Genomic DNA, 13,445 nt, shown 5'->3' with positions numbered 1-13,445 from the left:
GAAGCCTTGACCCCAGAAGGGACGAGTTATGAAGAGTTTGCTTGAACGCCCTGATGACCAAGCCGGGCATGAAGGTCATAGCCATGAGCATGGCGGCATTTTTGGAATGAACACAGAGCTGATTTTCGCGCTGATCTGTGGTGCTCTCCTGGGTGCCGGAGCTCTCGCAGGAAAACTTGGCCTGATTGATCGTCTGCCTCTGATTCTGTACGTGTCGGCCTACGTGTTCGGTGGATGGTTCACCACTAAGGAAGCGGTTACCAACATCCGTCAGAAACGCTTCGAGATCGACTCGCTGATGCTTCTCGCCGCAGTCGGTGCCGCGAGCATCGGCGCCTGGGCGGAGGGGGCTCTGCTGCTGTTCCTGTTCAGTCTGGGGCATTCCCTTGAAAGCTACGCGATGGGGCGGGCCAAGAAAGCGATTGAGGCACTGTCCAAGCTCGCACCAGCCACCGCGATCGTACGCAGAGCAAATGGCACGGTGGAGATGCCCGTGGAGCTGCTGGTTCCCGGTGACGTTGTCATCGTGCGCCCCAATGACCGCCTGCCGGCCGATGGTTTTGTAGTCGTAGGCTCCTCAAGTATCAACCAGGCGCCAGTAACCGGTGAGAGCGTCCCCGTGGACAAGCAACCTGTTCCTGATGCCGAACTCGCACGCAGCAAGCCAGATGCAGTGGATGCAGCCTCGAAAGTCTTCGCCGGTACCATCAATGGCGAAACGCTCATCGAGGTTGAGGTAACCCGGCGCTCTACGGAGAGTACCTTGGCGCGGGTCATCAAGATGGTCAGTGAAGCCGAAGTCAGGAAGTCACCGACCCAGCGATTCACGGACCGCTTCCAACGCATATTCGTCCCGTTGGTTTTACTGCTGGTAGTCGGGCTGCTATTTGCCGGCATTTTCCTTGACGAGCCGTTCCGTGACTCGTTCTACCGGGCGATGGCCGTACTGGTTGCAGCCAGCCCCTGCGCGCTCGCGATCGCTACACCAAGCGCCATTCTCTCTGGCATCGCCAGGGCAGCCCGAGGTGGCGTGCTGATCAAGGGCGGTGCGCCACTTGAAGAGCTTGGATCATTGAATGCCATGGCATTCGACAAGACCGGTACCCTGACCGAAGGGCGCCCACGTATCACCGATGTAATACCCATAGGCGGCACGCAGATCGAGGATCTGCTAAACGTCGCCATCGCTGTGGAGTCGATGAGCGACCATCCGCTGGCTGCGGCAATTGTGCGTGACGGTGAAGAGATGATTGGCACACGGCGCCGATTCCAAGCCAAGAACATGAGCAACATGATTGGCCGCGGCGTGCGTGCTGAGCTTGATGGGCAGTTCGTCTGGATTGGCAAGGTCGAGATGTTCGGTACCAATGGTATTCCCGCACTCAGCAAGGCAGCCCTGGAGGCTGCGGAGCGTCTACGTCAGTCAGGCCGTACCACCATGGTGGTACGGCGTGCTGACAAGGATCTGGGCGCTATCGGGCTATTGGACACACCCCGGGAGGGGGCCAAAGAGGCACTCCAGAAGCTTAGAGAGATGGGCATCGAACGCATGGTCATGATTTCTGGAGACCACAACCGCGTTGCAGAGGCTGTAGCCAAACAAGTTGGCTTAGATGAAGCGTGGGGAGACCTGATGCCGGAAGACAAGGTCAAGGCCATCAAAAACCTGCGCCTTAGCGCCAAGGTGGCCATGGTGGGTGACGGCGTCAATGATGCCCCTGCCATGGCCAGTTCGAGCGTTGGTATCGCAATGGGGGCTGCTGGATCTGATGTTGCCCTGGAAACGGCTGATATCGCGCTTATGGCTGACGACATCAGGCAACTCCCATTTGCGGTGGGGCTGAGCCGTCACACGCGATCGATCATCCACCAGAATCTGTTCGTCAGCTTGGGGATTGTGGCCATCCTGGTTCCGTCCACCATCATGGGCTTGAGCATTGGTGCCGCTGTTGCGATCCATGAGGGCTCCACACTGTTGGTCGTCTTCAACGCCTTGCGCCTGTTGGCCTACCGCAGAAGCACCTGATCCCTGAGCTTCAATCATGAAGCTAAGCAGGGAAATGACCTGAAGTAGAAGTACGGGTCGTGCGCGATCAGCGCACGACCCGTACTTTTCTCTCACTCGTCGATCCCGATGCGCTTGAGGCTTTCAAGGGCCTTTCCGCACTCAGGTGAGCCATGCCGTAAGCCGCAGGCCAATGCAGCTTTGAGGCTCATGACACCGGCTACGAAACCGACTTGATTGCCGACTCCGTGTCCGTCCGCAAATCCCTGATCATACGCAATCTCGACAAGCGCATTGATCGCCGCCAGGGTGTCCTGTTTGTTTTTACTCTTTTGCATATCTACTCCGCGAGCATTCAGCTCATATCGCTCGGTTAGGTGGCGGCGCCTTCAGGTTTGGGGTGAGCGAATCCCGCTCCCATAGCCAATCCCTAACGGGGGGCTCAGCCCGCCACCGTAAGGAAAATCAGCTATTGAGAGCAGATGACTCGTTTTGGTCACCCGTGCTGCTCGCCTCACCGCATTGGCACTGAGTGGGTACATCCGGGTAGTCGCTGTGATTCTCAATGAACAGCGTTCGGCAGGTTTCGCACCCATAGATCCGGGGCAGGGATTTAAGGCCGCTCGGAAGCACGTCACTCAGAGGCTCGTTATGCCAAGGAGCCCCGTCAAGGATTCTTGAACGCAGGATGTTTCCCAGGCGCCAGGTGTCACTTTGTGCGCGCCAGGACCACATCGGCGCAGAAAGCGAATACTGGATGAAGGTCTCTTGTGACTGCCTGGATAGCGGGTACTTGGGGCGGGTCCAGCCGGAATCGATGATGCTGAACCCCATGCCCATTTCTGCGCTCGGGTGGGTCTTTTCACCAAAGAAACGGTCATGCGTCGCTGGAGCCGTCGCATGATGGTCAGTCGGTGGGAATACCCACAGATAACACTCATCCCGGTTGACCATGCTGATGAGCTCGCTTGGCCCCCGCATGGGGGAATTTGCAGCCAGGGCGAAGCGACCTGTGGAAAAACGCCAATCCTGACGAACAGAAGATTATTAAGTCGGTGATTCTGCGGTCGCCCATGGACCCTGTGGTCCTTCGGCACTGATGCATTGAGGCAAACAAAAGGCCCGTCGATTGACGGGCCTAATCGTGTCTGCGCAATTTAAGCGGCGGTCATTGCCGGCTGCATTTGCTGGGCTTCCGGAAAGTGAAGGTGGAACCAGGTGAAGTTTTCTTCGGTCACCTCCACGCTCGCCGATCCCTGGTGCAGACTCATGATCGACTGCACAATGGCCAAGCCAAGACCGGTACCGCCTTCGCTCCGTGCTCGGCTCTTGTCCACACGGTAGAACCGCTCAAACAAGTGCGCGTGGTGTTCCTTGGCAATACCACGGCCGGGGTTGCCGACACTCAACGTCGTACCGCTCGCACTATGCTGCACCTTAACGTAGACCGTGCGGCCGCGAGGGCAGTAACGGATCGCGTTCGAGACCAGATTCGAGACGGCACGTTGAACCATCAGGCGATTCCCGCGCACCACGTCATCACTGCCGGAGATCTGCAGCTGAATCTCGCCTTCTTCTGCTGAAATGCTGAAGAGATCGCACACTCGCTGAACCTCGTCGACCAAGGAGACGGATTCGAACTCCACCATTGATGCTGGATGACTGACCTGGGCCAAGAACAGCATGTCGGAAACCATGCGGCTCATGCGGTCCAGCTCTTCTGTGCACGACTCCAGAACCTCCCGGTACTCGGAAAGCGATCGTTCTCTGGTCAAGGCAACCTGGGCCTTGCCCATCAGGTTGGAAAGCGGTGCTCGAAGTTCGTGAGCAAGGTCGTCAGAAAACTGCGAGAGCTGCTGAACCCCATCATCCAGGCGAGCCAGCATGATGTTGATGCCGTCGGCGAGCATTTTGAGTTCTGCCGGCATCCCATCAGTTGGAAGGCGATGGTCGAGGCTCTCGGTTGAGATTTTCGAGGCGATCTTGAGGAACTTGGTCAGTGGTAGCAGGCCTCTGCGCACAGTCCACCAGCCAATGGCCAAGATCAGTGCGAGGATGACGGGGGACATCATCAAGGCCCAGGTCAGCAACGCATCGAGCAGCGCCTCACTGGATGACTGGTCCATGGTCATATAGACGCTGACCTCTGTTCCATCGCCCAAACGCATGATTCGAGAAGCACTCAGCAGAGGACGGTCCTGCGTATCACGCCATTCGTGCTCTTTGGGCTGGGCCGCCGGCTGAAACTTGTGCACCTCCAGATTGACCTGTTTCGAGCCAATCGAGAGCAGGGGAGTCTGATTCTGTGAGGTATCGAATATGCTCACATACAGGTTGTTGTGGCCCATGACCAAATCGACAAGCTGATGCGCATCCGCGTTGACGCCGGAGATGTCCGGGATGGTGGACAGGTTGTGAGCCATCCCCGCCATCTTTACTTCCAGGTCTGCTCTGGCATTTCTTTCCAGAGCCTTGCCTACCATCAGATAGCCAAAGGTGGCGAACAGAAGCAGCAACGCTGCGCTCATCAACCCAACTTTTAACCCCAGCTTTGCAGCCAGGCTGAATGGCCTCATGCGCGTTCCTCAAAAACGTACCCAACGCCACGAAGCGTGTGAATGAGCTTGGTTTCAAACGGGTCATCGATCTTCGAGCGCAAGCGCCGGATGGCTACATCGATGACATTGGTGTCGCAATCGAAATTCATATCCCAGACCAACGAGATGATCTGAGAGCGAGTCAGCGCTTCGCCCGTTCGGCTCATGAGCAGGTGCAGAAGCGCAAATTCCTTGGTGGTGAGATCGATGCGTGTGCCACCGCGGAAGACGCGATGGCGGACGGAGTCGAGTTCCAGATCGGCAATTTTCAGCGAGCTCTTCTCGACTAACTCATCACCACGGCGTTGCAGCGAACGGATGCGAGCAAGCAGCTCAGGGAATTCGAATGGCTTCACAAGGTAGTCATCCGCGCCGCCGTCCAAGCCCTTGAGCTTGTCATTGATGCGTCCGCGGGCGGTCAGCATGATGATGCGGACCCGGCTGGTCTTACGGATGGTTTCCAGCAGGTCCCAGCCGTCGATACCCGGGAGGTTCACGTCCAGGAGGACCAACGAATAGACATTAGTGTTGAACAAGTGCAGAGCATCTACACCGTTGTGCACGATATCTACGACATACCCGCTTTCGGATAGGCCCTGCTGAAGATATTCGGCAGTTTTAATTTCGTCTTCCACAACTAGAACGCGCATAACTTATCTCAAGGTGTGAGGAAGGAGTTGGCCTAATCCGCCAAGATTATGGTTGCAGGCTGTTCGAAAGTTTGGCTGAGGGTATGGCATGTGGTAGTCGCTACCTCTGTCCATACGCCGGGTCACCTGAGGACGCTTGAATCTTAACGCGAAGAAGCTGGCCGCGGCGAAATCCTACAAATTTGTAATGTAGCCGCAAGATTTCTGACAGTCATGCAGGCTCCACCCCTAAGCATAGCGGATTCTGGGGCCTGCGGCGGTGTATGACAGATTCGCCTGGCAGGTGGAATCGGCCAGGACAGGCAGCATTTCGGTCGTTAGCTTGCAAGGACTGGTACTGGCCTTGGATCGAGGGCGCCACGCAGGCAGACCCCATGCACGGCCGCAAACCGCAGCGCCTTTCTGCAAATTAGTTCACGTGGCGGCTCGATATTCTCTCGAATAATTATCTTACAATCTATTACATGTCCAAATTGTAATTGCACGATCATCTTGGTGTTAGCCTCCTTTGCTAGTTTAAGGGCAGCGGAAGAGGCATCGCTGCTTTGGAAATTGTCTCATTTCAAAGCAGCTTGGCAAGAGCACCGAGCAGTTGTTCGCGCCAGTGCATTCACCTGTAAACCATACGCTCCTTTGGTAGGTGAATTTTAGCGCCCCCCTACGGGCGCTTTTTTATTAAGGGACTTCTTATGAACACTACTGTATCAGCGATCGCCGTGTTTATGCTCTTTACATCACTAACAGCCAATGCCCAAAGCGGTATGGAGATCAATAAACACATCGAGCGTACTGCTAGAGAGGCTACAGCGGATTATGCTCAACGCGTAAAAAAGCCCATGCCTCAACTAGAAGACTACGCCTATGGCATGGACCTGGACGTTGGTAAGTTGGTGTATGTATCACCCAATGTGCGGTACTGCGGTAATGTAAGAAGCATGATGACCTACGAAGACTCGAAAGGCGAACTGCACATGGTTCGCTACCTGGTGAAGGGCGAGTGTGTTAATAGCCGTTAAGACTCATCAAGATGATCCCTGCGGCCACCGGATCATAGAAGCTCAATGCCGAACCGGCGCAGCAGTATGGCGAAGCCTCCGAAGCTGGCCATTGTGATGAGGATGCTGCTGATCAGTGTCGGCCAAAAGCCGAGCTTAGGTAGCAGCAATGGAAAAGCAATAAACATCGGCAGGGTCGGAAGCACGTACCAGAACGTGTACCAAGCATGGTTGGAGATCTTCTCCATGCTCTGGTTCTCTAAATAGAGCCAGACCAACGTCACGACCGTGACCAAGGGTAGGGCGGCGACCAAGCCGCCCAGCTTGTCGCTGCGTTTCGCCAGCTCTGACACGAGAATCACTATACCGGCAGTGAGTAGGTACTTCGTGATGATCCAGGCCATCGCTGAGCCTTCTGGAGGTTGTTGACGAGGGCAGGCGAAGCCATTCACCAACCCCCTTGAAGCGCTCCTGCCGTTTACGGCATCCCTCACCGCATTTTTTTTGCAACATCACCCTCAGCCAGGAGGGTGATGTGTTTGCATGGTGTTTACCGATCGGTCAGTGCGAGGGTGAGGGAACGCTCTCGTGGAAAGCTGCCCGCTCGATCTGGATGGTGCAGTGATGGATTTCGAATGCATCGCTGACAGCATCCACGACGGCCGCCAACACAGCATCCCCATCTGCAGAATCCCGAACCACTACGTGCGACGTCATCACGTTACTGCCACTGCTGACAGCCCACACGTGCAAGTCATGAACGTCCGTCACGCCATCTACTCCGAGGATGGTGGCCTCGATTCCCGTAACGTCGAGCCCCCTCGGGACACCCTCCATGAGGATCCCCAGGCTTTCGCGAAGCAACTGCCACGTCCGCGGCAGAACCCAAAGGCCGATCGCCACAGCGACAATCGTGTCGACCCAGGTCCAGCCGGTGAAGCGGATGATAAGTGCCGCGATGATTACGCCAAGCGAGCCGAGCATGTCGCTCCAAACTTCGAGGTAGGCTCCTTTGACGTTGAGGCTTTCGTTGCTCGCAGATGCCAGAAGGCGCATCGAAATTAGGTTGATGATCAGGCCGGCGATTGCGATCCACATCATCGCTCCGGTAGCGATCTCCGCCGGCATGAAGAAGCGCTGGTAGGCCTCATACAAGATGTACATCGCCACCAGGAAGAGCAGCACGGCGTTGAACGTCGAAGCCAGAATTTCCAGGCGCGCATAGCCGAAGGTTCTTTTCTGATCCGCCGGCCGCTTGGCTATCTGAAGTGCAATCAGTGAGATCGCCAAGGCGGCAGTATCTGTGAACATGTGAGATGCGTCCGACAGCAGCGCCAGGCTGCCGGTAATCCACGCACCGATCACTTCTGCAATCATGAAGCTGCCAGTCAAGCCGAGCGCCATGATTAGCTTCTTCTGATGCCCCTCGCGTACTGCAGCGCTGCCATGGTCATGATTTGAACCCACGTATTTCTCCTTGCGCAGGGTTGTGGTCTCGTTGGCCTTCCTGTCTACCTAGCCTTAGAGCGTCGCTTGGCCACACTGACTGCAAAATCTTGCTCCTGCACTCAGCAGCGAGCCGCAGGCGGTGCAACCACTCGATAGCGGTGTTCCGCAGTTTAGACAAAAGCGTGCTGACGGATCGTTGGCCGTCCGGCACTGCCTGCAGCCCTGCAGATCTTTGATGGGGGCAGGAGTGGGAGGGCGCCCGCCGTCATACACCTGATTACCGCCGTCGCAGCCCTGCTGCCGGCCATGGCGATCATATTGCTCGGCCCCATGTCCCCCGCTGTGGTGCTTGCCTCCACCGTGGTTTCCACGGCCATGGTGCCCGCCCAGGATGTTTTTGAAAAAGCTCATGGTATTCGCCCCTCATTGATGGGTGACATATTAACGAGCAAAAGTTGAAAATTATGTTCTGCTCGCGAGAAAGACTTGTAAGTTGAATTGAAAGTTCAAAATTAGCCTACGACAAAACGAAACCGTTTTGTTTGTGAAATTAAATTTATCTAGCTGAGCGGAGCATTGCTTTTGGTGGGTAGTATTCCCCTAATTTTGATCATAGCGTGATCAATGACAATCAAAACAGCAGTAATTGGATTTCTGTCAGCATTGTAATCCCGAGGTCATCGTGTCGTTATCAGGTCCCGGAAATAATGCGCTCAGCGAGATTCATTTCTCTTTTTATCCCTATGCCTCACACATACTAAGCGTCCCCAACGCCTAGGGGCCTAAGGCCTCTGACGCTCCGCACATTGCGCAATCGCTCAGCATCTGTCGACGGTTTGCCTTGTAGCTCCCGCTAACTCCATAGCTACCGCCATGGATAAGCAGCTTCCAGAGTTTGATAATGACACCTTCCAAATCCATTGTTCACACCCTGTTAAGCAAATGGATCTTTGCTATTCGCAATGCGCGGCAGAAAGGCATCAGTACTAATTTGCTAATCGGCCTGGTGACTTTTTGGTTACTGCTATTCGCGAACGCTGAGCTCTGGAACGTGCTCTGGAAGCTGGTATTCAAAACCGATGAAGTGAACTGGCAGCTAGCGGCTAGCCTCCCAGTCATAGTATTCGCATGGGTGTTTACCGTTCTGAGCTTGCTGTCATGGGGGCGGCTGGCCAAACCCATACTGTGCCTGGTACTGATCAGCGCGTCTTTTGCGAGTTACTTCATGAATGCCTACGGCATCGTGATCGATTACACAATGTTCACCAACGTTGTGGAGACCGACGTCGCTGAGGCAACCGAGCTGCTGAATTGGAAGCTCGGTCTTTGGGTCGCAATGGTTGGGGTGTTGCCCGTCTACCTGATTGCCCGGGTTCCCCTCCGGCGCAAGCCTTGGGCCAAAGCTTTGGTCAGCAGGTTCATTGCTCTGTCGCTCGCTCTGTTGACCTTATCTGGCATCGCGTTGAGTCAGTACCAGTCGTATGCCTCCTTGCTGCGCAACAATCGGGAGATCCGGCTGATTCTGGTACCTACCAACTTGTTTGCGGCTGGCCATGGGTACCTGAAGCGTCAGCTGGCCTCACCTAAAACGCTGACGGCCATTGGTACTGATGCGGTAGTTAATCGACAGGGTGCGGCTCGTAAACCCAGGCTGCTGGTACTGGCAGTAGGAGAGACCGCTCGCTCCGCCAACTTCTCCCTCAACGGCTACTCCCGTGAAACGAATCCGGAACTAGAAAAGCGAAATGTCATTAGCTTCACGAACGTGAGCTCCTGCGGTACCGCTACCGCGGTCTCGCTGCCATGCATGTTCCTGGACGTGGGTAAGGCCCAGTACAAAGATGGCTTGGCCAAGAGCCGAGAAGGGCTGCTCGACGTGCTTCAACGCGCTGGCATCAGTGTCATGTGGACTGACAACAACTCGGGGTGCAAAGGGGTCTGCGACAGGGTTCCCAACCACAAGGCTGCCTCTCACGCGGATTCCCAACTGTGCACCAGCGAGGAGTGTAAGGACGGGGTGCTGCTCACGGAGATGCAAGACTTCATCAAGCGCCAGGAAGGCGATGCTGTCCTGGTGCTCCACTACAAAGGCAGTCACGGCCCGGCCTACTACAAGCGCTACCCCTCGCAATTCAAGAAATTCGCACCGGTGTGCGAGACCAACGAGCTCGACAAATGTAAGCAGGAGGAGGTGGTCAATGCCTACGACAACTCAATCCTCTACACCGATTATGTGACTGCAAATCTCATCGATATCCTGGCGGCCAACACCAAGTTCGACACTGCGCTGATGTACGTTTCGGACCACGGCGAATCGCTGGGGGAGGGTGGGCTCTATCTACACGGGCTGCCTTACGCGATGGCTCCTGACGAGCAAACAAAGGTGCCGTTGGTACTTTGGATGTCTGACTCGCTCGCGAAGAGCGAAAAGGTCAACGTGGGTTGTTTGAAAGCTCAAACCACGTCACCGCTGAGCCACGACAACCTGTTCCACACCGTGCTCGGCATGATGAACGTCCAGACGTCTTCGTATCGCTCAGCGCTGGATTTCACTGCCCCTTGTAAGCCCTTTGTCGGAGGCTCTTATTCTGGCCTCTGAATGTTCGATGTGGACCGGATCATCGGCCAGGCGGTTCTGCACCAGCCTGCTTTGACAGCTGAGAGAAGCTGGACTAATTACATAGCTGCATTCAACAACCCAAGCGGAAAAGGAAGTTTTGCATGAGCATCAAGCCAGGCCCAAAGCGCACCAATGAAGATGGCACTCCGGACAAAAGGCAGCGAGTCACCCCTGAAAAGCAGAAGGACCATCCGGACCTGAAACCCCACAAGCACAAAAAGGGGGAGTAAGAAAAAAGCAGCTCTCGGGAGCTGCTTTTTTTTTGGGGCTGTGTGCAAACCCTCCCGACCGTCTCGCTGATCAATCGGACCGCGTCGTGAGTCTTCCGCTTGGCTTGATGGATTCTGAAGCTACCTCCGGATCGGTTATCCCTTCAGTGCGGACGACGAGACTGATATCCCAGAGCGTTGAGCTGATACTCGCTGACAGCCCGAAATTGTGATTCTGCGATTTGACGCAGGCGCTCAACCTCTTCGGCAGATGAGCCAGAAGCCTGCGCCTCGTGGTATTGCTTCATCGCATCCACTGCGTCGGTATACATGGGGTGGTCGGGGAGAAGAGCTGGCATCTTTTTCGTCATGTAGCGGCAGGTCCTCACTGGATAGTCGACGGTGGTTTACCTGCTTTGAGGAGCTGAAAATCAATGACCGCCTGATAGAGCGAATCTGCCAATGGGTGAAGACGCTGTACCTCAAGGTCTGGCAATCCAGCAGCCTCCGCTTCGTGGGCCTGTCGGATAGCTTCAAGCGCTTGCCTCATCAGTGGCTCACCAGCCTCGACCATTCCAATGAATGTGCGCTTCACAACATTTTGCTCCATTCAGCTGAAGATGAATTATAGGACACCGCGGCGTGGCAAGGCCCCGAGCAGCATAGGTGTTCGACGCCCGACTGAACGAATCAATGAGGAGCGCGCTGGCCTGGGGAGTGGCCAGGGCGCGTGTCGTAGCTACGTTGTAAACCACTTTTTTTCACTGTAAACCACTGTGGTTACAGTGAAAAAAAGTGGTTTACAACAGGCCTCCTCAGGCCTGAGTCAGCTCCAGCAGATCGCCCAGTTCCTCCCGGGCCATCTTCACTCTATCCATTCTGCGATAAGGATGATCAACCGGCATCCGGATAAGGGATTCGAACCAAGCCGAATCGAATTTGATGACTTCCTTGTGAATGTGCTCAAGCTCACCTCCGCGAGGCTGTGACACTACAAACTCCATGCTTTCAACCAAGCCGGACGCTTCACTGTCTTTGACGATTCGATGGCGGATGAAACTCATTTTGAGATCAAAATATGCCGCCTTCGAACCAGGCACCTTCTTCGATTCCAGCCGACCAGTGCTGCTGATTTCCGCCCCTGGCACCTCAGCGGCAATAGCTTTCACCAGCTCAGCATTTCCAATGACCTTCTGGCCAAACAGGCGGGTGGCGTCCGACATGTAAGCAAAGATCCATGGCACATTGCGAAGCGTCGCGCCGGTATAGAGGTAGCCACGCTCTCCCTTGTAACGCTGCAGCATGCCTCTCAACGCGTTCTCGGAAAGGACCAGTTGGGTCTCTTTCTCCAGGATGTAAACCACGCGATCGAACTGTTCGATCAATAGCTTGAGAATCTTCCGTGGGACGCCGTCAAACCTGGTTTTTCGTTCTGTTTTCTTGTGCTGGCGAGGCTGGAAGTACGGGCAATCGTTACGGGCCTCACTATCAAATGGAGCGATGCCGCGAATGCTCTTAGTAGCATGTTTCCCGAATGGGTTCTTCACGTTAGGCGGTAGCTCATACAGCCCAACCAGCTGGACAGGGTTGTCGCATGCCGGGCATACAGCAAACTGAGCTAGCTTGCCGGCACTTCCAGGCTGGTACCATGGATCTCTGCGGAAGGTCTCGGCCTCGAAACCTTCCTTGTCGATGATCTTGCTTTCTGTGTCTTCGATGCGGACCTTATAGACATCCATCTTTGCTGAAACCGTATCAATAGAGGGTCTCTGGATGGTAACGAGCGAGGATAGGCAGCAGTAGGCCTAACTGACCCTTTTGGTGGTCACCCACTGGTTTGAGGCCCGCCCAAAGCATGCCTGATCGACCTGGGCGGGCCCTAGAAACAACTAACCCCCTGGTGCGCAGTACAGGTCTGGGACCTGCCCGAGGCGTGGGGGCTATTCTTGGAGCGACAGTGACACCGGCTCCGGAGAAAATCAATTGGTTTGTAGAGCAGCCGGTCAGCTAAGGTCAAACCCAGATCCTAAAGGGGAGGCCGATAGCAGCTCAGTCAGCATCATCGGCACCTTCTTCATCTTCATCGGTATCCCCAACACTGAGCCAGTCGTGAAGGTTGTACCGCACGAAGTCTTCCGCATCGAGCATGGTAAAGTCTTGGAGCACCGTGACGTCTGCTCCACCGAAGTACAGCCCATCGTTGAGATTTCTGGCCACCCCGAGCAATTCATTCAGCTGGTCGTGCAGCTCATTTGCGCGCCTGGCGTGCTCTCGTTTGGTCAAAAACCGGAACACCACCTCGTAGGGCTCAGCCGGGTCGCGAATCTCGCCCTTGGGGTTGAAGGAAACCCAAGCACTAGCGAAAAATTGGTTGTTCTGATGGAGGAAATCGTCGACAAGCACGGCGATGCCCTTCATGCCGTCGTCACCTTGGTCTGCCTTCAGGCGGTTGACCAACTCGTCCGGCATCGCAATACGGTTGTAATGGTGGGACATCCAGTATGAGAAATACTGACCGTTTTCTTCGCTCAGCGTGATTACCGGATTTCGGTGGAGCGTCGGAAGCACGGCTCTCTTGGTCCACACACGCTTGTGAATCTTGAGCTCCAAAACCTGCTTTTCCGCGTGCTGCAGGTGCAGCGTACGTGGATTGAGGGCGTGCAGCTGCTTATCAAAGGCCTTTTTCTTTACCTTAACGGCAATCCACTCTATCCACGGCGCATCACAAAGGTTGCGTGCATGCACCGTGCAGGAATGGGAGGCCAACATCCAATAAGCTGGAGCCACCCCCTCGAATTGGCCTTTCAGGACCTCCTCGGATATGTGTTCAATCAAGGCGTCACCTGAGACGGTATCTCCTTGCAGCCAACCAGCAGCGCTAATGGCACTTACGATCTCTTGCTCAGGTGTATCAGCCATA

14 protein-coding genes and 1 pseudogene are annotated in these 13,445 nt (G+C 55.3%); 4 read left to right on the top strand and 11 right to left on the bottom strand.

Going from position 1 to position 13,445, the window contains the following annotated elements:
- Positions 1-28 precede the first annotated feature (28 nt).
- Positions 29-2,026, top strand: coding sequence for a heavy metal translocating P-type ATPase (locus AB7933_RS01355; RefSeq protein ID WP_010951452.1), 1,998 nt, complete (start codon positions 29-31; stop codon positions 2,024-2,026).
- Positions 2,027-2,118: 92 nt separating this feature from the next.
- Here the strand turns inward: AB7933_RS01355 and AB7933_RS01350 are convergent, their stop codons facing one another.
- The 4 genes and pseudogenes from AB7933_RS01350 to AB7933_RS01335 form a co-directional block, all read right to left on the bottom strand.
- Positions 2,119-2,343 (bottom strand): hypothetical protein, encoded by a 225-nt coding sequence (locus AB7933_RS01350; protein ID WP_010951451.1) that lies wholly within the window; start codon positions 2,341-2,343, stop codon positions 2,119-2,121.
- Between the two features lie 127 nt (positions 2,344-2,470).
- Positions 2,471-3,013: pseudogene (locus AB7933_RS01345) on the bottom strand (hypothetical protein); the annotation flags it as partial.
- Positions 3,014-3,162: 149 nt separating this feature from the next.
- Positions 3,163-4,581: a heavy metal sensor histidine kinase gene (locus AB7933_RS01340; RefSeq protein WP_010951441.1), complete on the bottom strand. Its 1,419-nt coding sequence runs from the start codon at positions 4,579-4,581 to the stop codon at positions 3,163-3,165.
- Positions 4,578-5,252: a heavy metal response regulator transcription factor gene (locus tag AB7933_RS01335; protein ID WP_003253457.1), complete on the bottom strand. Its 675-nt coding sequence runs from the start codon at positions 5,250-5,252 to the stop codon at positions 4,578-4,580. Before AB7933_RS01335 ends, AB7933_RS01340 begins: the two co-directional genes overlap by 4 nt.
- Before the next feature lie 689 nt (positions 5,253-5,941).
- On the opposite strand from AB7933_RS01335, the gene AB7933_RS01330 reads away from it, so the two are divergent.
- On the top strand, positions 5,942-6,268 hold the full coding sequence (locus AB7933_RS01330) for a DUF2790 domain-containing protein (protein ID WP_010951440.1): 327 nt from the start codon (positions 5,942-5,944) through the stop codon (positions 6,266-6,268).
- A 32-nt stretch (positions 6,269-6,300) separates the two neighbouring features.
- Here the strand turns inward: AB7933_RS01330 and AB7933_RS01325 are convergent, their stop codons facing one another.
- The 3 genes from AB7933_RS01325 to AB7933_RS01315 form a co-directional block, all read right to left on the bottom strand.
- Complete coding sequence (locus tag AB7933_RS01325) at positions 6,301-6,651, bottom strand: DUF3147 family protein (protein ID WP_011953105.1); 351 nt, start codon at positions 6,649-6,651, stop codon at positions 6,301-6,303.
- A gap of 157 nt (positions 6,652-6,808) precedes the next feature.
- The gene (locus AB7933_RS01320; RefSeq protein ID WP_024072546.1) at positions 6,809-7,714 is read right to left on the bottom strand and encodes a cation diffusion facilitator family transporter; all 906 of its coding nucleotides are present in this window, start codon (positions 7,712-7,714) and stop codon (positions 6,809-6,811) included.
- Between the two features lie 54 nt (positions 7,715-7,768).
- Entirely contained in the window at positions 7,769-8,107 is a 339-nt protein-coding gene (locus tag AB7933_RS01315) for a zinc ribbon domain-containing protein (RefSeq protein WP_079732563.1), read from the bottom strand.
- Between the two features lie 490 nt (positions 8,108-8,597).
- Between AB7933_RS01315 and AB7933_RS01310 the strand changes: the two genes are divergently transcribed.
- Both AB7933_RS01310 and AB7933_RS01305 read left to right on the top strand, forming a co-directional pair.
- Positions 8,598-10,295, top strand: a complete 1,698-nt coding sequence (locus AB7933_RS01310; RefSeq protein ID WP_003298414.1) for a phosphoethanolamine transferase — start codon at positions 8,598-8,600, stop codon at positions 10,293-10,295.
- Between the two features lie 122 nt (positions 10,296-10,417).
- Complete coding sequence (locus AB7933_RS01305) at positions 10,418-10,546, top strand: hypothetical protein (RefSeq protein ID WP_003253468.1); 129 nt, start codon at positions 10,418-10,420, stop codon at positions 10,544-10,546.
- A gap of 143 nt (positions 10,547-10,689) precedes the next feature.
- Here the strand turns inward: AB7933_RS01305 and AB7933_RS01300 are convergent, their stop codons facing one another.
- The 4 genes from AB7933_RS01300 to AB7933_RS01285 all read right to left on the bottom strand — a co-directional run bounded on the left by AB7933_RS01300 (position 10,690) and on the right by AB7933_RS01285 (position 13,444).
- Entirely contained in the window at positions 10,690-10,896 is a 207-nt protein-coding gene (locus AB7933_RS01300; protein WP_003298411.1) for a hypothetical protein, read from the bottom strand.
- A 14-nt stretch (positions 10,897-10,910) separates the two neighbouring features.
- A complete protein-coding gene (locus AB7933_RS01295; RefSeq protein WP_003298409.1) occupies positions 10,911-11,120 on the bottom strand; it encodes a hypothetical protein in 210 nt (69 codons plus the stop codon).
- 220 nt (positions 11,121-11,340) lie between these two features.
- Positions 11,341-12,264, bottom strand: a complete 924-nt coding sequence (locus AB7933_RS01290) for a hypothetical protein (RefSeq protein ID WP_010951435.1) — start codon at positions 12,262-12,264, stop codon at positions 11,341-11,343.
- A gap of 310 nt (positions 12,265-12,574) precedes the next feature.
- Positions 12,575-13,444 (bottom strand): hypothetical protein, encoded by an 870-nt coding sequence (locus AB7933_RS01285; RefSeq protein WP_016497350.1) that lies wholly within the window; start codon positions 13,442-13,444, stop codon positions 12,575-12,577.
- Position 13,445: the final 1 nt, after the last annotated feature.

It is taken from the genome of Pseudomonas gorinensis (assembly GCF_042015035.1).
Taxonomy (GTDB): Bacteria; Pseudomonadota; Gammaproteobacteria; order Pseudomonadales; family Pseudomonadaceae; genus Aquipseudomonas; species Aquipseudomonas gorinensis.
The sequence above is the reverse complement of the archived record's forward strand: the minus strand, read 5'-3'. Positions and strand labels throughout refer to the sequence as shown.

Bases quoted from the DNA above. Each gene is read 5' to 3' on its own strand.
- AB7933_RS01325 (WP_011953105.1), bottom strand. From the start codon at position 6,651: ATGGCCTGGATCATCACGAAGTACCTACTCACTGCCGGTATAGTGATT.
- AB7933_RS01285 (WP_016497350.1), bottom strand. From the start codon at position 13,444: ATGGCTGATACACCTGAGCAAGAGATCGTAAGTGCCATTAGCGCTGCT.
- AB7933_RS01335 (WP_003253457.1), bottom strand. From the start codon at position 5,252: ATGCGCGTTCTAGTTGTGGAAGACGAAATTAAAACTGCCGAATATCTT.
- AB7933_RS01305 (WP_003253468.1), top strand. From the start codon at position 10,418: ATGAGCATCAAGCCAGGCCCAAAGCGCACCAATGAAGATGGCACTCCG.
- AB7933_RS01300 (WP_003298411.1), bottom strand. From the start codon at position 10,896: ATGACGAAAAAGATGCCAGCTCTTCTCCCCGACCACCCCATGTATACC.
- AB7933_RS01330 (WP_010951440.1), top strand. From the start codon at position 5,942: ATGAACACTACTGTATCAGCGATCGCCGTGTTTATGCTCTTTACATCA.
- AB7933_RS01350 (WP_010951451.1), bottom strand. From the start codon at position 2,343: ATGCAAAAGAGTAAAAACAAACAGGACACCCTGGCGGCGATCAATGCG.
- AB7933_RS01340 (WP_010951441.1), bottom strand. From the start codon at position 4,581: ATGAGGCCATTCAGCCTGGCTGCAAAGCTGGGGTTAAAAGTTGGGTTG.
- AB7933_RS01290 (WP_010951435.1), bottom strand. From the start codon at position 12,264: ATGGATGTCTATAAGGTCCGCATCGAAGACACAGAAAGCAAGATCATC.
- AB7933_RS01315 (WP_079732563.1), bottom strand. From the start codon at position 8,107: ATGAGCTTTTTCAAAAACATCCTGGGCGGGCACCATGGCCGTGGAAAC.
- AB7933_RS01310 (WP_003298414.1), top strand. From the start codon at position 8,598: ATGACACCTTCCAAATCCATTGTTCACACCCTGTTAAGCAAATGGATC.
- AB7933_RS01355 (WP_010951452.1), top strand. From the start codon at position 29: ATGAAGAGTTTGCTTGAACGCCCTGATGACCAAGCCGGGCATGAAGGT.